Origin of the sequence: Streptomyces sp. NPDC021019, assembly GCF_044333295.1 — a bacterium.
Lineage (GTDB): Bacteria > Actinomycetota > Actinomycetes > Streptomycetales > Streptomycetaceae > Streptomyces.
Map to the genome: position 1 here is coordinate 69,443 of NZ_JBIRQR010000005.1, position 20,316 is coordinate 89,758.

Below are 20,316 nucleotides of genomic sequence, written 5' to 3' on the forward strand. Positions count from 1 at the left end.
CCGGACTTCGCCCGACACCTCGGACGGTACGGAGCGGGACGGGCGCCCGGCATCCTCCGGCGGGAGGCCGCCCGTACACCGACGGGAGGCCGTCTCCCGCCCCGGGTCACTTCACGCAGGTCTCGTCCCTCTTCGGGAGGCGCCCCGTCGCGAGGTAGCGGTTGACCTCGGTGTCCACGCAGGCGTTGCCGTACTCCCCGTACAGGGCGTGGCGGTTGGCGTTCTCCAGGGTGAGGAGCCTGGAGCCCGGAAGCCGGCTGTGCAGGGCGGTGGTGCTCCGGTAGGTGGTGCGGGGGTCGCCCGTGGCCGCGACCAGGAGGACGGGGGCGTCGTGGCTGATACGGGTGGAGGCTTCCCGTGGCGCGTCCCAGAAGGCGCAGGGGCCGATGTTCTCGGTGAGGGGGCCGAACAGGGGGTGTGCGCCCCGGCTCCGTTGGATGTCGCGCCAGTAGCGCTCGGTCTCGCGCGGGGCCGGTACGTCACCGCAGATGATCGCCGTCTGGGAGCTGCCGAAGGCGGAGCCCGCGCCGGAGAACAGGAGACGCAGCGTCTCCGCGAACCCCGGGGGCAACGGAGCCTCGCGGCCCTTCGACGCCCCGGACATTGCCGCCACCTGCTGGGCCAGGAGGTCCCGCGAGCCGTCGCCGTCGTCGGCCACGCCCATGAAGAGCAGCGTCGGTATGTGGGTGTCGTCGACCCGGAAGGCGTCGGGGCCGGTGCCGAGCGTCAGCGGGGCGCGGGCCGCCTTCGCCATGACGTGGTCGATGGTGGAGAGCACCGCGGTACGGGAGCGGCCCAGGCCGTACGTCGTGTGGCGGGCGGCCGCCCAGGCGGCCCAGGCGGAGAGCGCCTGCTCGTTCTCGCGCACGGTGTGCTTCAGCAGGCGCGGGTGGTAGTCGTCCGGCCCCACCGCTCCGTCCAGGACCATCCGGTCGTAGCGGCCGGGGAACATCTGGGTGTAGACCGTGCCCAGGTAGGTGCCGTACGAATAGCCCAGGTAGGAGATCTTGCGCTCGCCCAGTGCGCCCCGGATCACGTCCATGTCCCTGGCTGTGTTGCGGGTGCTGATGTGCGGGAGCACCGAGGCGTTCGTGGCGCGGCACTTGTCGGCCAGGCTCTTGCTCAGCGCCACCTGGCGGTCGAAGCCCGCCCGGCTCGCACCGGCCGAGAACCAGGTGAAGCTGACGGGCCAGCCGCAGTCCAGCGGGGTGCTCCGGCCGACGAAGCGTGGGTCGAAGCCGACGATGTCGTAGCGCGGGCCGACCTCCTTCATCGCCGTGCGGACGATCGGCGGGGAGTCCACGGCCGGGCCGCCGGGGCCGCCGTTGTTGAGGAGGATCGCGCCGATGCGGCGGCGGGTGTCGGTGGCCTTCAGACGGGATATCGCGACCGTGAGCGTCCGGCCCCCGGGGGCTGTGTAGTCCAGCGGGACCGTGACGTCGGCACACTGCACGCCCGCCCTGTCCAGGTCTCTGCCCGTCTCGTCCTGCGGGGAGCTCATACAGGTGCCCCAGTCCAGGGGTTGGTGGTAATAGCGGTCGAGCGCTCCGGCGGTCGTCGGCGGTGCGACCGTACGGGGTTCCGGGCCGGGCCGTGCGGTGGCCAGGGCCGGTGACGCCGTGATGCCCGCCGCCAGGGCCAGGGCCAGGCCCGCTGCGCCGGCCCTGGCGGTCGTCCGGGCCGCCGTGGTGGTACGGGCGGCCGCCAGGGGTCGGATGGTCTTCTCTGCGTCCTGTGCGTAACTCACATCAACAGACGCTAGAAGAAGGGCCGTTGGGGATCACTGGGGCTGGCACCCCAGCGCGGCGGGGGCCAGCTCCCCCTTTCGTCGGGTTCCCGGGGCCAGGACCACCGGCCCACTCCCGCAGGGGGAGGATGCCGGGTGCGGGCGTCAGCGAGGCTTCGACGCGGGCGAGTCGCCGGGCGAAGCTCGTCATGTCGGCGCGGTACTGCGCGTAGGCGGCCTCGGCGAGGCGCAGCCGGAGGATGCCGGGGGCCGGGAGAGGAGCACAGCGCGGATGGCCTGGTCGGCCGGGCGGCCCGGTGGGCGGACAGACCCGGGCGGGGCGGCGCGCCAGGGCGTAGCCGTACTGGTCGGGCCGGCGGGGCCCGGCCGCCAGGGCCTCGGCGGCGTGATGGGCCCGGTGCGGATCACGGAGCATCTCGCGGCCGATCACGACCGCGTCCGCCCGCCCCGCCGCGACGATCTCCTCGGCCTCACCGGCGTCGAGGATCAGGGCCACGGCGGAGGTGGGGACGCCGGCCGTCCGCCTGACCTGTTCGGCGAAGGGGACCTGGTAGCCGGGTGCGCGGAGATCGCGGCGTCCCGGACGATGCCGCCGGTGGATGCCGGTGAGCAAGTCCACCAGCACCCACCACTTCGAGGTGCTGCGTGAGGCGGGCGTCAGCCGTCGGCAACCACGAGGGGCCTCCCGCCTGAGCCGGCTGCGCCAGGACGACCTGGAGGCGCTCTTCCCGGGGCTGCCGCCGGCCGTCCTGGAAGGGGCGCGCCGTCGGCAGCCCCGGGAAGACCGGACCAGGCGTGAGTACCGGTCCGCCCCGAGCACCTCGGGCGCTCGGGGCGGACGTTCGCGTGAGGGGGCGGCCGGGCGGCCGACGCCTCAGATCGTCGCCGTGTCGATCACGAAGCGGTAGCGGACGTCGCTGGCGAGGACTCGCTCGTACGCCTCGTTGACCTGACCCGCGCCGATCACCTCGATCTCGGCGCCGAGCCCGTGCACGGCGCAGAAGTCCAGCATCTCCTGAGTCTCCTTGATCCCGCCGATCATCGAACCCGCGATCGACTTGTTGCCCAGGATCAGGGAGAACAGGTTCAGCGAGATCGGCTCCTCGGGGGCGCCCACGTTGACCAGGGTGCCGTCGGTCCGCAGCAGAGCGAGGTAGGCGCCGAAGTCCAGCGGGGCCGAGACCGTGGAGAGGATGACGTCGAAGGTGCCGGCCAGTTCCTCGAAGGTCCGCGGATCACTGGTCGCGTAGTAGTGGTCGGCCCCCAGCTTGAGCCCGTCGTCCTTCTTCCGCAGCGACTGGGAGAGGACGGTGACCTCGGCTCCGAGCGCGTGCGCGATCTTGACGGCCATGTGGCCCAGACCGCCGAGGCCGACGACGGCGACCTTCTTGCCCGGGCCCGCACCCCAGCGCTTGAGCGGGGAGTAGGTGGTGATGCCCGCGCACAGGAGCGGCGCGGCCTCGTCCAGGGCGATGCCCTCGGGGATGGAGAGGGCGAACCTCTCGGCCACGACGATGTGCGTCGAGTAGCCACCGTACGTGGGCTCGCCGCCGCGGTCGAGGGCGTTGTACGTCTGGGTGTTCCCCTCGGCGCAGTGCTGCTCGCGGCCCATCAGGCAGGCGTCGCACGCTCCGCACGAGTCGACCATGCAGCCGACGCCGACACGGTCGCCGACCTTGAACCGGGTGACCCCGGGGCCGGTCTCGGCGACGATCCCGGCGATCTCGTGGCCGGGCACCATCGGGAAGATGCCCTCTCCCCAGCCGTCGCGGGCCTGGTGGATGTCGGAGTGGCAGATCCCGGCGAACTTGACGTCGATCAGCACGTCGAACTCTCCCACCGGGCGGCGTTCGATCGTGGTGCGCTCCAGCGGGGCCTTGGCACGGGGAGCGGCATAGGCGGCAACGGTGGTCATGCCGGAGGTTCTCCTCTGGGTGATGCGGTAGGAACGTCTCCCAGCATCACGCCGTGACGGATGTTTACCCAGGTCACCGCTTTGCCTACGTCCAGCGGTCCTACTACTGACGGGGACAGGCTCAGGCCCCCGCGACCAGGAGTCACAGGAATAATGGAAGCCATGGACGATCGACCAGAGGCCGCCGCCCCCGAGCCGATGGACGGGCGGGCCGAGCTCAGTGAGTTCCTGCGCACCCGGCGGGCCAAGCTCCAGCCGGGGGACGTGGGCCTTCCGGAGTTCGGCCGGCACCGCCGGGTGCCCGGTCTGCGGCGGGAGGAGCTGGCGCAGCTGGCCGGGGTGTCCGTGGCGTACTACACGCGTCTGGAGCAGGGCAACGGGCGCAATGTTTCGGCCGAGGTGCTCGACGCGATCGCGCGTGCGCTGCGGCTCACGGACGCCGAGAGCGCACATCTGACCCACCTGGCCAAGCCCGCGCGGCACAGGAAGAAGCGCCGCGCGGCCAGGGTGCAGCGGGTACGGAAGGGTCTGCTGTACCTGCTCGACAGCATGGACGGCATCCCCGCGTACGTGACCGGGGCGCGGTCCGACGTCCTCGCCTGGAATCCGATGGCGGCCGCGGTGTTCGGCGACTGGGGTGCGCTGCCGCAGGCTGAGCGGAACTGGGCGCGGCTGGTGTTCCTCTCCCCCGCCTACCGGGATCTTTTCGTGAACTGGGACTCCAAGGCCTCGGACATGGTCAGCTATCTGCGGCTGTACGCGGGCTGCCACCCCGACGATCCGGAGCTGTCGGCGCTGGTGGGCGAACTGTCGGTCAAGAGCGACGAGTTCCGGCGGTTGTGGGCCACGCACAATGTCAAGGAGAAGGGCCACGGCATCAAATTGCTGCGGCATCCGCTCGTCGGGGAGCTGGCGCTGTCGTACGAGACGCTGAACCTCCCGGACGACGAGGAGCAGCATCTGGTGACCTACCACGCGGAGCCGGGCTCGGAGTCGGCCCAGGCCCTGCGCCTGCTGGCGAGCTGGGGAGCGGACGCGGGCCGGGTCGACGTCATCGGCGACACGAGGCGGGACAGCCCTGAGCGATGAGGACGAGCGCGCCGAGCCGGACGCGCCTGCCCGGAGATCTTAAGTCGCCGAATCCAGCTCACCGGTCGTCTTTTGGGAGTACCGATGATCACGGCAGTGATTCCGGGCCCTCTTCGGGGACCGCGTCCACCGCTCGCCGTGAGAGCGGACCGGAAAAAAGAATACGTGCGCAGTCGCGCTTGTCTGCCGCCCGCAAGGAAAAAGGCTCTCCTCTCTCCCGCGAAGCGGCCCTATTCCGGCGCGAAAGCCTCCGCATGCTCGGCCGACCAGCGGCGGAACGGCCTCGCCGGACGGCCCGTCAACTCCTGGATCGTGGGGACCACGGACGCCTTCGCTCCCGCCCGCTGCCGCTCCGCGCTCTGCAGGAAGGCCTCCGCGACGGGCGGCGGATACTTCGCCAGCAGGGCCGTACGCGCGGCGTCCACGCCCAGTTCCTCGAAGCGCAAAGGCCGCCCCAGCACCAGGGAGAGCTGGGCCGTCTGCTCCCGCGCGGTGATCGCCTCCGGGCCGGACACGGCGTACGCCCTGCCCCCGTGCCCCGGGCCGGTGAGAACGGCGACGGCCACCGCGGCGACGTCGCGCGGGTCGACGCACGCTACGGGAGCGTCGCCGTACAGGGCGCGCACCACTCCCGCCGACCGGATGCCGGGGGCCCAGGAAAGAGTGTTGGACATGAACGTCCTGGGGCGCACGAACGTCCACGGGACCCCCGAATCCCTGATCGCCTGTTCGTTCTCCCGCTGACGCCGGGTGATGAAGTCGTCGGCGCCCGGCTCCTCCACCGCCATCATGGACAGTTTGACCAGATGGCGTACGCCTGCCGCGGACGCCGCCGCGGCGACCCGCTCGTCGTCGGGCTCCGTCGGGCTGTTCGTCACCAGGAACACCGAGGCGACGCCCCGCAGTGCCCGGTCGAGAGCGGCGCGGTCCCCGTACTCCCCCCGGACGACCTCGACCCCCGCTCCCCGCACCGCGAGCCGCTCGGGACGGCGCGCGAGGATCCGTACGGGGCCGGCCTCCGCGAGCTGTCCGGCGACCTCACGGCCCACCGCTCCGGTCGCACCCGTCACGAGAATCACTCGAGCAACCTCTCAGCCGTCGACCCGGGGGCCGGACAGGACCGTGGAGAAGACCGTCTCGTCGTCCTGACGCCCTGTCACCTGGACCTTCACCGTATCCTCGCCCTCCCCCGGCAGGACGACCGCCCCTATCCAGCACGGGCTGCCGAACTCGGAGTACCGGTGGAACCGAGTGCTCGCCTCCACCGGAACGATGCCGGCGGGCCCTGCCACCAGGCACGCCGCCTGGCGGGCAGCCTCCAGCAACAGCATGCCCGGGACATGGTCGTTGGGGCGCTGGAAAAGGGTGGGATGCCGGGTGTCCACGCGCAGCTCCCAGACCCCGTCCTGCCCCGTCCCCGAGAGCACCACGTCCTCGACGCGGGCACGGCCCGCGAGGGCGGCCGGAACCGGCACGGTGTCCGGTATGGATATACCCTCTGCCGGGGCGTCGCCGCGCATCCGCCGGTACGCCTGGGGAGTGCTGAACCGGGTCACCCCCATCCCCGTCGCGGCGAGCTGACCGTCCCGGTGCACCGCCCAGCCGACCCGCCCCTGCGCCGGGAGCCCGCCCCGCCACTTCAGGTCGGAGCAGAACACCTCCACGTCGATCCCGGTGGGCGCGCCCCCCACCGCCAGATGCTCCGGATGGCAGACGTAGTCCAGTCCCGTCATCAGGAACTGGTAGCCGAGCGGGATCCCGTACCCGGCATGGAAGGCGAGCATGGCCGCCTGCCGCATCGCCTCCGCGACCAGCAGCGGATCGTGCCGGTCGTCACCCACCGGAGCGAAGAAGGGATGGTCGTGCGGAAGAACCGCCTCCACCGCGAACCGGTCGCGTCCCAGGCGTATCCAGTTCCGCGGAAACGCGTCCTCCGGTCTGGTCCGGTGCACCATGTCGATCCCTACGGGATGCACCACCTCGGCCTCCACGTCCATAGTCGGCACCGGATCGATCAAGACTGCTGCTTCGGGCATAACTCCCCCCAGGGGTCATGTAGTGGCGAGCCGTTCCTGCGATGCGCGTACTGGTAGGACAAGATACAGAATAGTCGGTTATTTTCTCCATGTCCGAACGAGGCCCCACGCCCCGGACATCCCGGAAATGCGTCTTCCGGGCCGCGACGAATGCCAAAATCCCCCGGGCGCCGACCGCGCAAAAAGCCGTATCAACTCCCTTTTCCCGCCCACCTGTCCGCACTCGGCCCGGGATTCCGAGCTCGAGCGGACGCACCCTGTCCAGGGCGGGAACGACGGCCCGTTGCACGCTTCCATGGCACCGATCCTGTCGAAAGATGGCGATCATGGCATGGTACGCCGGGCGAGCGCCCTCGACCCTGGACGCGTGGAGCGTCCAGGGAGGCCGCTGGGCACGGGAGGCGCTCAGGCGCTCAGCGCCAGCTTCGCGCCGAGGCCGATCATCGTCACGGCGACCAGAGCGTCCAGCACGCGCCACGCGGAGGGCCGCGCGAGGACTCCGCTCAACAGCCGGGCACCGAACCCGAGCGCGGCGAACCAGCACACGCTGGCGAGGATCGCGCCGAGGCCGAAGGTCCAGCGCAACGGCCCTCGGTCCGCGGCGACGGACCCGAGCAGGAACACGGTGTCGAGGTACACGTGCGGGTTGAGCCAGGTCATCGCCAGGCAGGTCAGCACCACACCCCGGCGCGAGACGCCCGGAGCGTCCCCCGCGTGCAGGGCCGACGGCCGCAGGACCCGGCGCGCGGCGAGCAGACCGTAGCCGATCAGGAACACCCCGCCGAGCAGCCCCACCACCGTCAGCGCCGCCGGCCAGGCCACGACGAGAGCGCCGACGCCGGCGACCCCCAGCGCGATGAGCACCGCGTCGGAGAGGGCACAGATCCCGACCACCGCGAGCACGCCGTCGCGGCGGACGCCCTGGCGCAGCACCAGGGCGTTCTGGGCTCCGATGGCGACGATGAGCGAGAGGCCGGTGCCGAACCCGGCGGCTGCGGTGGTCAGGGCGTTCGTCATGCGGCGACGCTATGAGCGAGAGATCACGGTGTCCAGCTAAAGATTCTTACGTATCATTAGCAGCCATGATGTCCGAGCTTCCTCTCGATCAGGTGCGGACCCTGCTGGCCGTGGTCGACGAGGGCACCTTCGACTCGGCGGCGAACGCCCTGCGCCTGACGCCGTCGGCGGTCAGCCAGCGGGTGAAGGCGCTGGAGCAGCGCACGGGCCGGGTACTGCTGATGCGCACGAAGCCGGTGCGGCCCACCGAGTCCGGTGAGGTGGTGGTGCGCTTCGCCCGCCAGCTGGCCAGGCTGGAGCACGACGCCCAGGCGGCGCTCGGGATGTCCGGTCCGGGCGAGCCGACGCTCCTGCCGATCGCGGTGAACTCCGATTCGCTGGCGACCTGGTTCCTGCCCGCCCTGCGGCGCGTGCCGGAGGAGCTGGGACTCTGCTACGAGCTGCGCCGGGAGGACCAGGACCATACGGCCACCCTGCTGCGGGAGGGGCTGGCGATGGCCGCGGTGACCTCGTCGCCGGAGGCCGTGACGGGCTGCTCGGTCCGCCGACTGGGCCGCATGCGGTATCTGCCGGTGGCCAGTCCCGGTTTCGCCGACCGGTGGCTGGGGCGGCAGGAGGGCGTCGCGTTGCGGGAGCTGATCGGCGACGCTCCGGTGATCGGCTTCGACCGGCGCGACGATCTTCAGGACGCCTTCGTGCGCCGGCTCGGCCCCGGCCCCCGGCCGAGCGCCCGCCGCCACCTGGTACCCACGTCGGAGGGGTTCGCGAACGCCGTGGCGTCGGGAATGGGCTGGGGCATGGTGCCCGAGGTCCAGGCGGAGCCGTTGCTGAGCGATGGCCGGCTGGTGCGGCTCGCCCCGGACCACACCGTGGACGTCCCGCTGTACTGGCAGCAGTGGAAGCTCGAGTCAGCAGCCCTGGCGGCCGTCGCCGAGGCGGTGGCGGCGGAGGCCGCCGAGGCACTCGACGGCGACTGGCCGGACTGACCGACGCTCCCGTCCGGCATCGGCGGTGCGGTCGGGCGTCTTCGACCGGATCGGGCCGGGCGAGCCGAGTGCCGCCCCGGTCATGCCGCGGGGCTGGGACCTGCTCGGCGAGAGTGTCGGTGCGCTGGCGCCCCTGCGGCACATCCGGGACGTCGTTCTCGACCACGGCTCCGGCTTCGGGCGGGCGCGAGCGGTTCGCTCATGATCGGCCGTCCATGATGGGGGAGCAGGTTCCGAAACCCACGCACCGGAGTCACCCATGTCCCAGCCCGCCGTCCGTCCGTTCCTCCGCCGCCGAAGCACGCTCGCCGGTCTGGCCGGCGGTGTCGCGATCGCGACGGGAGCGGGACTGCTGCTGGCCAACGCCTTCGCCTCGGGGTCGGTGCCCGAGGTCGTGCCGCCCGAGGCCGACGTGACCTTCGACTACCAGATCGGCGGCGCGTACACCCCGCCCGCCGGGGTCGGGGCGGTCTCCCGCGACCGGAGCGACGAGCCGGCCGAAGGCCTGTACAACGTCTGTTACGTCAACGCCTTCCAGACCCAGCCCGACGCGCTGGACCGGTGGGAGAAGGACGACCCCGATCTGCTGCTGCGCGACGGCGACGGCGACCTGGTCAATGACGAGGAGTGGGGCGAGGCGCTGCTCGACACCTCGACCGCGGACAAGCGCACCCGGCTGGCGGACATCGTCGGGGGCTGGGTCGACGGCTGCGCGAAGTCCGGTTTCCAGGCGGTGGAGCCGGACAACCTGGACTCCTACGAACGGTCGAAAGGCCTGCTGACCCGGGCGCACAACGCGGCGTTCGCGAAGCTCCTGGCCGACCGCGCGCACGCCGCCGGGCTGGCGATCGGCCAGAAGAACACCACCGATCTGCTGGAGCAGCGCGGGTCGATCGGATTCGACTTCGCCGTCGCCGAGGAGTGCGGCCGGTACGGCGAGTGCGAAGATTACGCCTCCGCGTACGGCGACAGGGTGTTCGTCGTCGAGTACGCCGACGACGACTTCGCGCGGGCGTGTTCGTCCGTGGGGGCGAAGGTCTCGGTGGTGCGCCGGGATCTCGACGTCCGGCCGGCCGGACAGCCGGGGTACGTGTTCCGCACCTGCTGAAGGGCGCTCTCCGGGGCGGGGAGCTCAGAGGGTGTCCGGCGAGGGGGCGCAGACGGTGAAGATGCCGCCGTCGGGGTCCCTGATCACCACTTCGGTTCCGTCGGCGGGCGAGTCCACCAGCGGGCCCGCCGTACCGCCCGCCGCGCGGGCCGCCTCGGTGGCCGCTTCCAGGTCCGCGACCGGGAACCGGACGTGCCAGCGCGGACGCAGCCGGGGGTCGGGGGACGAGGCGTCGCCGCCGCCGCGCAGGGTGGCCACGGTGCGGCCGCCCTGCCGTACGACGACCGCGTCCTGTCCGTACGCGTAGCCGACCTCGCAGCCGCCGGGTTCCTCGGAGGCCCAGCCGAACACCTCGGCATAGAAGATCGCGCAGTCGAAGGCGTGGCTCGTCCGCAGTTCGATGGAGGCGGGCGGATCGGCGCGGCCGAACGACCAGGGCGGGGTCCGGCCTTCCCAGAAGCCGAATCCGGCCCCTTCCCGGTCGGCGGCCACGGCCCCCCGCCCGGGGCCCAGCCGGATCGGGCCGACGGCGATGGTGCCGCCCCGTTCCCGGACCCGTGCCGCTGTGGCGTCCGCGTCATCGACGGCGAAGTACGGGGTCCAGGAGACGGCGGTGGGCAGACCGGGGGCGATCCGGGCGATCCCCGCGACCGGCAGGGCGTCGAGGTGGGCGACGGTGAAGCCCTCGCCGAGGGTGCCGGAGCGGAAGGTCCACCCGAGGACGGTCTCGTAGAAGTGCTGGGTGGCCCGCACGTCCGGGGTCATGAGACTGACCCAGCACGGAACCCCGTGCACCGGGGTGCTCTGCTCTGCCGCGGTCATCGGGATCCGTCTCCTCGTCCCCGGTGGTGAGACGCCGGACGAGGACGCCGGTCCGGCGGGTGGGCCTGCTGGTCACCGGCCTTCGCAGGCCCATGCGCTCCGTGGCGTCGGTCGTCCTCCGGAGCGGCACGCCTCCATACCTACGCCGCCGGGGTCGCCGCCGCCACCCGGGCCGTGTCCCGGAACGGTGCGGTGCGCACACCCCGGCCGCCCCTGGGCGGGGATCGTTCGTCAGTGCTCGGTGACAGACTGCCCACATGACTGACTCGCAGCCGAAGGCTGACCTCCAGCACTATCTGCGGGCCGCTCGCGACGCCCTGCTCTGGAAGCTCGAAGGGCTCTCCGAGTACGACGCCCGGCGCCCTGTGACGCCGACCGGCACCAATCTCCTCGGGCTGGTCAAGCACGCCGCCGGGGTGGAGCTGGGCTACTTCGGCGAGACGTTCCGTCGGCCGTTCGGCGAGACGCCGCCCGCCTTCGGGGACGACGCCGAGCCGAACCAGGACATGTGGGCGACCGCCGACGAGTCGCGCGAGGACATCCTCGCCCTCTACCGCCGGGTGGCGGAGCACGCGGACGCCACGATCGCCGAACTGCCGCTCGACGCGGTCGGGCACGTCCGGTGGTGGCCCGGTGAGCGGGGCCGCGTGACGCTGCACCAGGTCCTGGTCCACGTGATCGCCGACCTCCAGCGGCACGCCGGCCACGCCGACATCGTCCGGGAGCTCGTCGACGGGACGGTCGGACTGCGGTCCGGCACCGACAACATGCCGCCGGGCGACCGCGCGTGGTGGGAGGAGTACCGGCAGCGCCTGGAGCAGGTGGCGCGGGAGGCCGGGTAGCCGCTCCTCACCCGGTTCCGTCGCCGTTCAGCGTCCGGCGAGCGCCGCGGGTTCGCCGAGGTGGTGCGCGGCGGTGCGCCAGGCCGCGGTGACGGCTTCGCGGGCCGTGGCGGTCGCCGCCTCGACGTCCTGCGGGAGACACAGCGGGGCGCCGACGTGGACGTGGAGCCGGGGGCGGCGGGCCGGAGCGGTGAGGAGCCCCGAGATCTGCTTGACGCAGGTGCCGGAAGTCACCCGGCGGGCTCCCGCCTGGCCGAGCGGGACGACGGGCGCGCCGGACGCGTGCGCGAGACGGGCGAGGCCGCTGCGGAAGCTCTCCGGCGGAGCCTCCGCCGCGTCCGTGCGGCAGGGCAGCCGTCCTTCGCCGTAGATGAGCAGCTGCCGGCCGTCCCCGAGCGCGACGGCCGCCGCGTCGAGGGCGGCCGCCGCCCGGTCGGTGTTCCGGTGCACGGGCACGTGACCGCCGCGTTCCAGGAGACGCCCGAGGACCGGTATGCGCCACAGTCCCGCGGTGGCCATGACGACGGGTTCGACGCCGAGGCGAAGCAGTGCGGCGAGGACGATGCCCGGGTCGGCCAGGGAGGTGTGGTTGGCGACGATGATGCTGCCGGCGGCCGGGGCCGTGGCGTGGTCGGACGTGACCGTGAGTCGTCCGAGCGAGGGGACGACGGCGGCGGCGATGCGGCTGAGCACGGTTCTCCCGGGGTTCGGCGGGCGGGGCCGTCGTGGTGACGGCGGTGCGGGGTCCGCCTCTCCCGGCTTCGCCCGCCACACCCTCATCGTCGTGGCGGCCGGGGCGGGGGGCCTGAGTGCGGGTACTCAGGCCCTCCGGCGATCGCCCCCGGATCGGGGCGCAGCGGGGACGCCCCGGACCGTGTTCGTACGGGTTCGGAGGGCCAGCCACACCGCCGTGTCCCGGGGCAGCCGGCCTTCGGCGTCCAGGGGGCCGCTGGTGAGGAGGACCTCCGTGCGGGAGGGGAGCCGGGCGGGTTCCCCGGCGAGGTTGACGGCGCAGACCAGGCCCTCACCGCGGGTGAACATCAGGAGGCCGGGCTCCTCGTTCAGCCAGCGCAGCGGTGCGGTGTGCAGCGCGGTCAGGGCGCGCCGCAGCCGCAGGGCCTCGCGGTAGAGGGCCAGCATGGAGTGGGGGTCCCGCGCCTGGAGGTCGGCCGCGCGGTCCGGCCAGTCGGCGGGGAGCGGGAGCCAGGGTTCGGCGGTGGAGCCGAAACCGGCGAACGGTTCGCCGGCCGCCCAGGGCAGCGGGGTGCGGCAGCCGTCGCGGCCGGGGGCCCGGCCCTGGGAGCGGAAGTACATCGGGTCCTGGACGCGGTCCAGCGGTACGTCGGCCTCGGGCAGGCCCAGTTCCTCCCCCTGGTAGAGGTAGACGGAGCCGGGCAGGGCGAGCGAGAGGAGGGCGGCGGCGCGGGCGCGGCGGGTGCCCAGCTCCAGGTCGCTGGGGACGCCGAACGCCTTGGCCGTGAAGGCGAAGCCGGTGTCCTCGCGGCCGTAGCGGGTGACGGTGCGGGTGACGTCGTGGTTGCAGAGGACCCAGGTGGCGGGGGCTCCGACGGGGGCGTGTTCGGCGAGGGTCTCGTCGATGGCACGGCGCAGCAGTGCGCCGTCCCAGGGGCAGCTGAGGAAAGTGAAGTTGAAGGCGGTGTGCAGTTCGTCGGGGCGGAGGTAGCGGGCGAAGCGCTCCGAGTCGGGCAGCCACACCTCGCCGACGAAGACGCCGCCGAACGCGTCGGCGATGGCCCGCCAGCCCCGGTAGATGTCGTGCAGTTCGTCCCGGTCGATGTACGGGTGGGGCCCCGGGTGCCCGTCGAGGTCCGGGAGCGCCGGGTCCTTGGCGACGAGGGCGGCGGAGTCGATGCGCACCCCGGCGACGCCGCGTTCGAACCAGAAGCGCAGGACGTCCTCGTGCTCCTGGCGTACGGCCGGGTGCGCCCAGTTGAGGTCGGGCTGCTCGGTGGCGAAGAGGTGGAGGTACCACTCGCCGTCCTCGACACGGGTCCAGGGCACCCCGCCGAACTCGCTCTCCCAGTCGTTGGGGGGCAGTTCGCCGTGTTCGCCGCGGCCGGGCCGGAAGTGGAAGAGTTCGCGCTCCGCGCTGCCGGGGCCCGCCGCCAGGGCGGCCCTGAACCAGACGTGCTGGTCGGAGACGTGGTTGGGAACGATGTCGATGATGGTCCGGATCCCTGCCTCGCGGGCTTCCGCGATGAGCTTCTCGGCTTCCGCGAGGTCGCCGAAGGAGGGGTCGATGGCCCGGTAGTCGGCCACGTCGTACCCGCCGTCCGCCATCGGGGACAGATACCAGGGGGTGAACCACAGGGCGTCGACGCCGAGTTCGGCCAGGTAGGGCAGCCGGGACCGCACGCCCGTCAGATCGCCGGTGCCGTCGCCGTCGCCGTCGGCGAAGCTGCGGACGTAGACCTGGTAAATGACGGCCGAGCGCCACCAGTCGTCGGCGGCAAGCTGGCTGCCTTCCATGAGGCGGGTTCCTTTCGGGCGGGGCGCGGTCGCCGGCGGGATGTGGGCCGGTCCGCGCGACAGAGGACAGGAGGTTCTGACGCCGCTGCCCCCGGAGCGGGGCGGGAAGGCCGGGGACGGCGGCGGGTCCGGGTGGGCGGCGCAGGTGGTGCCGTCCGGCGCGGTCAGCCTTTTGTGCTGCCGGCGCTGATTCCGGCGATGATGTGCCGCTGGAAGACCAGGAACATGAGGACCATCGGGATGCTCGCGATGACCATGGCCCCGATCAGCACGGTCAGCGGGACGTTCTGCGAGAGCTGCACCAGTGCCACGCTGATCGGCTGCTTGTCGGTGTCGGAGAAGACCATCAGGGGCCAGAGGAAGTCCTGCCACACGGCGACCAGCGCGAAGATCGACACGACGCCGAGGACGGGTCTCGACAGGGGCAGGACGATGGACCACAGGGTGCGGAGCCTGCCCGCCCCGTCGATCTCGGCGGCTTCCAGGACGTCGCGCGGGATCTGGTCGAAGAACCGTTTGAGCAGATAGAGGTTGAAGGCGTTCGCGACGGCCGGCAGCCAGATGGCCAGCGGGTCGTTCAGGAGGTTGACGTGGATCAGCGGCATGTCCGCGATGGTGAGGTACTTCGGTACGACGAGGGCCTGCACGGGGACCATGAGGGTGGCGAGGATGCCGCCGAGGATGATGTTGCCGAAGGCGGGCTTGAGCTTGGACAGGGCGTAGGCGGCGGCCGTACAGAAGACGATCTGGAGCACCCAGGCGCCCGTCGCCTGAACGACCGTGTTCCACAGGTGGGTCGGCAGCCGCATGAGGTCCCAGGCATCGGTGTAGCCGCTCACCCGCCACTGCTCGGGGACGAGGGTGGGCGGGGTGCGCACCACTTCCTCGGGCGGTTTCATCGCGCCCGTGACCATCCAGTACACGGGGAAGAGGAACGCGAACGCGAAGAGCAGGACGACGAGGGCGAACACCGACCAGTAGGCGACCTTGCCGCGTCTTCCGGCCAGCGCCAGCGGCGAGATGACGGTACGTGGCGACCGGTCGACCGGGGGGTCTCCGGACTTCCTGGCGCGGACGGTGGGCGGTTTCTGTACCGGGGGCGGAGCTGTCCGGGTCATGGCGGGCGGCGCTCCTCTCAGTCGGTGCGGGTGAGTCGCAGATACAGGGCGGAGAAGGCGCTGAGCACCAGCAGGAGCATCACGCTGAGGGCGGACGCGCCGCCGAAGTCGTTGTAGAGGAAGGCGTATTTGTAGATCAGGTAGAGCACCGTGACGGTGGAGTTCTCCGGGCCGCCGCCGGTGATGACGAACGGTTCGGTGAACACCTGCATCGTCGCGATGACCTGGAGCAGCATCAGCATCAGGATGATGAAGCGGGTCTGCGGGATCGTGACGTGCCGGACGCGCTGCCAGACGGACGCGCCGTCCAGCTCGGCGGCCTCGTACAGCTCGCCGGGGATGCCCTGGAGGGCGGCGAGGTAGATGAGGACGGTGCCGCCCATGTTGGCCCAGGTGGCGACGGCGACGAGCGAGACGAGCGCGGTGTCGGCGCCGTTGGTCCAGTTCGACGTCGGCAGGTGGAGGAAGCCGAGCACCTCGTTGGCCAGGCCCGCGCCCGGATCGTAGAACCACTTCCACAGCAGGGCGCTGACCACCGGCGGGATCATCACGGGGAGGTAGACGACGACCCGGAAGAAGGCCTTGGCGTGCCGCAGTTCGTTGAGGACGAGGGCCATGACGAACGGGATGGCGAACCCGATGACCAGGGCGAGCACGGTGAAGGTGAGCGTGTTGCGCCAGGCGGCGGCGAACTCGGGGTCCTGGAGGACCCGGGTGAAGTTCGCGGTGCCGACCCATTCGGGGTCGGAGCCGGGGGTGTACTTCTGGAACGCGATGATCACCGACCGGACGGCCGGGTACCAGGAGAACAGGACGAAGCAGAGCAGGCCGCCGATCAGGAACCCGTAGGCGGTGGCCTGGTCGGCGATCTTCCTGCGCAGCGGGCCCAGTGGCCCGCGGCCCGCCGGGCGCGCGTCCCCCGGGGAAGGCGTCGTGCCGGCGGACCGCGGTACCGCTTGCGCCGCGGGCTGGGACGTGGTCTTCATGGCTCTCTCAGCCCCGGGCCAGGATTCCGTCGATCTTGGACTGGGCGTCCTTCAGCAGGGCGTCGATGTCGGCGTCCTTCTTCGTCAGGACCGCCGAGACGGCGCCGTCGAGGACCGCGTAGATCTGCTGGCCGTGCTTGGGCTCCAGCTTCATGTCGAGCTGCTGGCCACCGTCGATGAAGGCCTGGTAGTTGGCGACCGGGACGTTGGCGGACGCCTTCTTCAGCTCCTGGTCCTTGGCGTCGGTGGCGCCGGTGAAGAGCCTCGGCTCGGGCAGACCGACCGGGGACTTGTCCTCGGCGGCGCGGGCGTAGTCGTTCATGTAGCCCTGGCCCGGGGTGAGGAAGGTCCACTCCAGCCACTTGAGTCCGGCCTTGATCTGCTCCGGGGTGGCCTTCTTGTTGAACATGTAGCCGTCGCCGCCCATGAGGTTGCCCTTGCCGCCGGGCATCGGGGCGAAGGCGAGGTCCTCGTACGTGCCGCCGGCCTCCTTGACGATGCGCGGGACGTTGTCGGGGGCGGCCAGGTACATGCCGAGCTTGCCGGAACCCATCATCTGGAGGGTGTCGTTGATGATGAGCAGCTGCTTGGCGCCCATGGAGTCGTCGCGCCAGCGCATGTCCTTGAGGTTCTGCAGGACGGCCTTGCCCTCGGAGGTGTCGACCGTGGCCTTCTTGCCGTCCTCGCTGACGACCGCGCCGCCCTGGGAGTAGATCGAGGCGGTGAAGTGCCAGCCGCCCTGGTTCTGGGCGCTGTACTCGGCGAAGCCGACGGTGCCGTCGCCGAGGGCGGCGATCTTCTTGGCCGCGGCCCGTACCTCTTCCCAGGTGGCCGGCGGCTTGTTCGAGTCGAGTCCGGCCTTGGTGAAGAGCGGCTTGCTGTAGAGCAGGCCCATGGAGTAGTTGGTGCGCGGGATGCCGTAGATCTTGCCGTCGACGGTGTAGGCGTCGCGCAGGGGCTGGGCTATGTCCTTGTACGCCTTGAGGTCCTTGACGTACTCGGTGATGTCCGCTGCCTGGTTGATGGAGACGACGCGCTCGGTGTCGGTGAAGTACGTGTAGAAGACGTCTTCCATCTGGCCGCCGGCCAGCTTGGCGTCGAAGGTCTTGGGGTCCTGGCAGGGGAAGGCGTCGTGCGCGGTGACGTCGATGTCGGGGTTCTGCTTCTCGAACGTCCTGACGTCCTCGTCGAACCGCTGGTGGTCGATCTTCGCACTCGGCTGGGGCCAGCAGTTGACCGTGATGCGCGTCTTGCCGTCCGAGGCACTGTCGCTCCCGGAATTGCAGGCGGCCAGGCCCATGACGGTCAGTGCGGTGGCGACGGCGGTGACGCAGGTACGACGAAGAACAGAACTTCTCATCGGTGGACCCCTTTAGGGCAGGAGTGCGGGAAGCCCACAGCCCCGAGCTGTGCGGCGAGCCACACTCAACCACCGCCGACGAATGTCCGCAAGATGTCGCGTTGATTTCGTAAATCCTTGACAGTCCTTGTACGCGCAGGCCGCACCGACGGACGAAATCGTGGAGAACCAAGGAGGTGAACCCCGTACGAGGGGTCACCCGTGGACCGCGTGGCGTCGTGCGGGACGGGGACAGGACCAGCCGCCGCCCCCACCGCAGCGGACGGGCGGCGGGAGCCCCGGGGCATGGGAGGTGCGGCGGTCTCCGACGGGTGACGTACCGCGGGGCGCGCGACGCCCCGCCAGAGATGCCGACGAGCGCGGGCGTCGACCGCAGGGCGTGGGCCACCATGGGGAACCGGGTGAGAAACCGCCCGGTGGGCGAAGTCCCGGCCGACGACGCGCGCGGTGTCGGCCCTGCCGCCCGCCGCCCTCGACGGCCGGCTGGGAGCGCTCTCCACGCGCCTGCGTGGACCGCTCACCGAAGCACGGCCGCCGGGCGGTCGCGACGGGGGGCCGGGGGCCGCGGTGGCATCGGGCGTGATGTCGTAACGCCCGGCCTACCGCAGCCTCACCCGCTTCCACTGACGACGGTTGCTCAGCAAACCATCGCGTCACGAACGCAAGAATATGGCAATAGTTGCAGGACGCTTATCGTCCCGTGATGGGCATGGCCGCCGCGAGGCGGCTGCGGCCGGGGGGTTCCGGCCTGCGGACCCCGAGCGGCCCTCAGCGTGCCGCGGCGGCCGTTCGTACCGTGCCGAAGTCGATGGCGCGGTCGGCCTCGCGCAGGACCTCCTCGGCCACTCTGCGTACCTCGGCGGGCACATCGCCGTGCTCCTCCACGAGGCCGGCGTAGATCGGTGCTTCGGTGCTGTCTGCGGAACTCATGCGATTTTTTTCCCGGTGGTCTGGTGCGAAAAACCTCTGCCGGTCGGCGGAGGCGGGGGCGAGTGTACGTGGTGGGCGGCGGCGGCCGCGATTCCATTCCGGCCGGCGGACCCTGCCGCACCTGCTGGAACAGCGTCCCGTCCCAGGGGGCGCGGGCGGCGGCTCGGTCACCGGCTGCGACGGTCGGCGCCGAGGTGCTGCACGGGAAAGCCCGCGCGGGCGGCGAGCGCCGTCAGCTCGTCGGCACGGGCCGCCCGCAGTCCCACCACCGGATAGCAGTCGGACTCGATGTCGAGGACGGCCAGCGCCGCACCGATCTCCCGGTAACGGCGTCCGCAGGCGTGCAGGAACTGCTCGGTCGGCAGGAGGGTCTCCTCGGCCTCGAAGAGCACCCACGGATCCACGGAGGGCCTCGATTCCAGCTTGCGCAGCTGGGCCCGGATCTCCCGCGCGTCCTCCTTCCAGTCGAACTCCGCGAGCAGACCGTGTGCGGCGAGGGCGTCGATGAGCGCGATCCAGGCGAGGTTGTCCACCGGCTCGTCGACACCCCGCCCCTCCAGGCGGTCCCCGAAGGCGCTCACGTAGTCGTGCGGGCGGTCGTGGGCGCTCAGCACCTCCTCGGCCACGGCGGGGCGCGCGGGCGCGAGCAGTGAGGCGATCTCGGCCAGGGCCGCGCGGATCGCGTCGGCGTCGTGCGGGTCGGACATGTCGTGCACTCCTCAAAGGATGGATGGGGGCGCCGGAAGGCGCGGGAGGGGGATCGGGAGGCTGGGCGCGGAGTGAGACCGGACGCCGGGGCGGGGGGCGTGCTCCAGCTAGGTCGTGTCCGCCGAGCGCCGCCGCCGGGCCTCGGGCAGGGGCCGGTGGCCCTCGGTCCACTCGTTGACCCAGCCGCAGCCCGAACAGGCGTACCGCCCGTCGAGACCCGCGATCAGGGTGCCGCAGCGCGCGCATCCGATGTAGGTGATCTCCGGGTGCTCCGTGGCCGCTTCGTCCGGGGAGCGCCGCTCCGGGCGGGGTGAGGCCGTCATCGTCGGGCGTCCGTCCCCGCGGCGTCCAACAGGACGCGGGCGAGCTCGGCCGGCTGCGAGAACATCGGCCAGTGGCCGGTGTCCATCGTGACCAGCCGCCACCGCTCGCCCGCCAGCAGCTCGGCCACCTCGGGGCTCGGCTCGGGCCGGTCGAGCAGGCACGTGACGTACGTCGCGGGCAGCAGGCCCGGGGAACGGGCCAGCACGGCGGGACCGGTGAGCGTGGCACCGGGGTGGGGTGTCGAGCCGTCGAGGAACCGGGCGAGCTGTTCATCGGTGAAACCCTGGTCCGCGCAGTCGGCGGCGGCCGGCGGCGGCCAGAAGCCCCCGTTGGCGGCGATGGCGGCCTCGACGCCGGCCCGGCCGTCCGGCCAGCCGGAGACGAAGGACTCGCCGTCGGCCGGAACGTCGGCGTCGACGAACACGACGCGGGCGAGCCGGTCACCGATCCGCTCGGCGGCCTGCCCGACCGGAATGCCCGCATAACTGTGGCCGACCAGCACCACGTCCCGAAGGTCCAGGCGCTCAACCGCGTCGACGATGTCCCGGACGTGGGTCTGCTGCCCGGCCGCCGCTTCCCGTTTGTCCGCGAGGCCCGACAGGGTCAGCGGGTGGACCCCGTGACCGGCCGCGCGCAGTCCGGGCTCCACGTCGCGCCACGCCCACGAGCCGAGCCAGGCCCCTGCCACCAGTACGAATTGCCTCATGCCAGCAACGTAGCGCAGGGGTACGACAAGGCCTCCCGGCCGCCGTTCCGTCAGCCGTCGGCGCTTCGCTGTCTGCGCAGCACCGGACCGGGGCGTCGGAGCGCGGGCACACCACCTTCTCTCTGATCTAAG

19 protein-coding genes and 2 pseudogenes are annotated in these 20,316 nt (G+C 71.7%); 5 read left to right on the forward strand and 16 right to left on the reverse strand.

Annotated elements, in window-relative coordinates; all coding sequences use genetic code 11:
• Positions 1-106: 106 nt before the first annotated feature.
• Positions 107-1,747 carry an alpha/beta hydrolase gene (locus ACH4RG_RS25395; RefSeq protein WP_398540301.1) on the reverse strand — a complete coding sequence of 547 codons (1,641 nt, stop codon included), beginning with the start codon at positions 1,745-1,747 and terminating at the stop codon, positions 107-109.
• 1 nt (position 1,748) lies between these two features.
• Positions 1,749-2,366: a hypothetical protein gene (locus ACH4RG_RS25400; protein WP_398540302.1), complete on the reverse strand. Its 618-nt coding sequence runs from the start codon at positions 2,364-2,366 to the stop codon at positions 1,749-1,751.
• On the opposite strand from ACH4RG_RS25400, the pseudogene ACH4RG_RS25405 reads away from it, so the two are divergent.
• Positions 2,347-2,526, forward strand: a pseudogene (locus ACH4RG_RS25405) (transcriptional regulator); the annotation flags it as partial. The gene ACH4RG_RS25400 and the pseudogene ACH4RG_RS25405 overlap by 20 nt on opposite strands.
• Positions 2,527-2,621: 95 nt before the next feature.
• Here ACH4RG_RS25405 and ACH4RG_RS25410 read toward each other — a convergent pair.
• On the reverse strand, positions 2,622-3,662 hold the full coding sequence (locus ACH4RG_RS25410; RefSeq protein WP_397925702.1) for an NAD(P)-dependent alcohol dehydrogenase: 1,041 nt from the start codon (positions 3,660-3,662) through the stop codon (positions 2,622-2,624).
• Positions 3,663-3,824: 162 nt separating this feature from the next.
• Here ACH4RG_RS25410 and ACH4RG_RS25415 point away from each other — a divergent pair, with 162 nt between their 5' ends.
• Positions 3,825-4,751, forward strand: coding sequence for a helix-turn-helix domain-containing protein (locus ACH4RG_RS25415; RefSeq protein ID WP_397932590.1), 927 nt, complete (start codon positions 3,825-3,827; stop codon positions 4,749-4,751).
• Between the two features lie 230 nt (positions 4,752-4,981).
• Here ACH4RG_RS25415 and ACH4RG_RS25420 read toward each other — a convergent pair whose 3' ends face one another.
• From ACH4RG_RS25420 to ACH4RG_RS25430, 3 genes are all read right to left on the reverse strand, one after another.
• Positions 4,982-5,830 (reverse strand): NAD(P)H-binding protein, encoded by an 849-nt coding sequence (locus ACH4RG_RS25420; RefSeq protein WP_397925698.1) that lies wholly within the window; start codon positions 5,828-5,830, stop codon positions 4,982-4,984.
• A gap of 12 nt (positions 5,831-5,842) precedes the next feature.
• Entirely contained in the window at positions 5,843-6,787 is a 945-nt protein-coding gene (locus tag ACH4RG_RS25425; protein ID WP_397932592.1) for a ScbA/BarX family gamma-butyrolactone biosynthesis protein, read from the reverse strand.
• Between the two features lie 405 nt (positions 6,788-7,192).
• The gene (locus ACH4RG_RS25430) at positions 7,193-7,804 is read right to left on the reverse strand and encodes a LysE/ArgO family amino acid transporter (RefSeq protein ID WP_397925694.1); all 612 of its coding nucleotides are present in this window, start codon (positions 7,802-7,804) and stop codon (positions 7,193-7,195) included.
• 65 nt (positions 7,805-7,869) lie between these two features.
• On the opposite strand from ACH4RG_RS25430, the gene ACH4RG_RS25435 reads away from it, so the two are divergent.
• Together ACH4RG_RS25435 and ACH4RG_RS25440 are read left to right on the forward strand one after the other, a co-directional pair.
• Positions 7,870-8,790, forward strand: a complete 921-nt coding sequence (locus tag ACH4RG_RS25435; protein ID WP_397925692.1) for a LysR family transcriptional regulator ArgP — start codon at positions 7,870-7,872, stop codon at positions 8,788-8,790.
• A gap of 259 nt (positions 8,791-9,049) precedes the next feature.
• A complete protein-coding gene (locus tag ACH4RG_RS25440; RefSeq protein ID WP_397925690.1) occupies positions 9,050-9,898 on the forward strand; it encodes an endo alpha-1,4 polygalactosaminidase in 849 nt (282 codons plus the stop codon).
• Between the two features lie 24 nt (positions 9,899-9,922).
• On the opposite strand, the gene ACH4RG_RS25445 is transcribed toward ACH4RG_RS25440, so the two are convergent.
• Entirely contained in the window at positions 9,923-10,720 is a 798-nt protein-coding gene (locus ACH4RG_RS25445; protein WP_398540303.1) for a VOC family protein, read from the reverse strand.
• A gap of 257 nt (positions 10,721-10,977) precedes the next feature.
• On the opposite strand from ACH4RG_RS25445, the gene ACH4RG_RS25450 reads away from it, so the two are divergent.
• Positions 10,978-11,562: a DinB family protein gene (locus ACH4RG_RS25450; RefSeq protein WP_397925686.1), complete on the forward strand. Its 585-nt coding sequence runs from the start codon at positions 10,978-10,980 to the stop codon at positions 11,560-11,562.
• Positions 11,563-11,589: 27 nt separating this feature from the next.
• Here ACH4RG_RS25450 and ACH4RG_RS25455 read toward each other — a convergent pair whose 3' ends face one another.
• The 9 genes and pseudogenes from ACH4RG_RS25455 to ACH4RG_RS25495 all read right to left on the reverse strand — a co-directional run bounded on the left by ACH4RG_RS25455 (position 11,590) and on the right by ACH4RG_RS25495 (position 20,184).
• A complete protein-coding gene (locus ACH4RG_RS25455; RefSeq protein ID WP_397932599.1) occupies positions 11,590-12,255 on the reverse strand; it encodes a lysophospholipid acyltransferase family protein in 666 nt (221 codons plus the stop codon).
• Positions 12,256-12,459: 204 nt separating this feature from the next.
• Positions 12,460-14,052: pseudogene (locus ACH4RG_RS25460) on the reverse strand (glycoside hydrolase family 13 protein); the annotation flags it as partial.
• Positions 14,053-14,216: 164 nt separating this feature from the next.
• On the reverse strand, positions 14,217-15,170 hold the full coding sequence (locus ACH4RG_RS25465; RefSeq protein ID WP_397925682.1) for a carbohydrate ABC transporter permease: 954 nt from the start codon (positions 15,168-15,170) through the stop codon (positions 14,217-14,219).
• Between the two features lie 17 nt (positions 15,171-15,187).
• Entirely contained in the window at positions 15,188-16,156 is a 969-nt protein-coding gene (locus tag ACH4RG_RS25470; protein WP_397925680.1) for a carbohydrate ABC transporter permease, read from the reverse strand.
• 7 nt (positions 16,157-16,163) lie between these two features.
• Positions 16,164-17,516 (reverse strand): ABC transporter substrate-binding protein, encoded by a 1,353-nt coding sequence (locus ACH4RG_RS25475; RefSeq protein WP_398540304.1) that lies wholly within the window; start codon positions 17,514-17,516, stop codon positions 16,164-16,166.
• A 768-nt stretch (positions 17,517-18,284) separates the two neighbouring features.
• Positions 18,285-18,446, reverse strand: a complete 162-nt coding sequence (locus ACH4RG_RS25480; protein ID WP_018956403.1) for a hypothetical protein — start codon at positions 18,444-18,446, stop codon at positions 18,285-18,287.
• 167 nt (positions 18,447-18,613) lie between these two features.
• Positions 18,614-19,153, reverse strand: a complete 540-nt coding sequence (locus ACH4RG_RS25485; protein ID WP_397932601.1) for a DUF6630 family protein — start codon at positions 19,151-19,153, stop codon at positions 18,614-18,616.
• Between the two features lie 108 nt (positions 19,154-19,261).
• Positions 19,262-19,477 carry a hypothetical protein gene (locus ACH4RG_RS25490; protein WP_397925674.1) on the reverse strand — a complete coding sequence of 72 codons (216 nt, stop codon included), beginning with the start codon at positions 19,475-19,477 and terminating at the stop codon, positions 19,262-19,264.
• Positions 19,474-20,184, reverse strand: a complete 711-nt coding sequence (locus ACH4RG_RS25495; RefSeq protein ID WP_397925672.1) for an alpha/beta fold hydrolase — start codon at positions 20,182-20,184, stop codon at positions 19,474-19,476. Before ACH4RG_RS25495 ends, ACH4RG_RS25490 begins: the two co-directional genes overlap by 4 nt.
• Positions 20,185-20,316 lie beyond the last annotated feature (132 nt).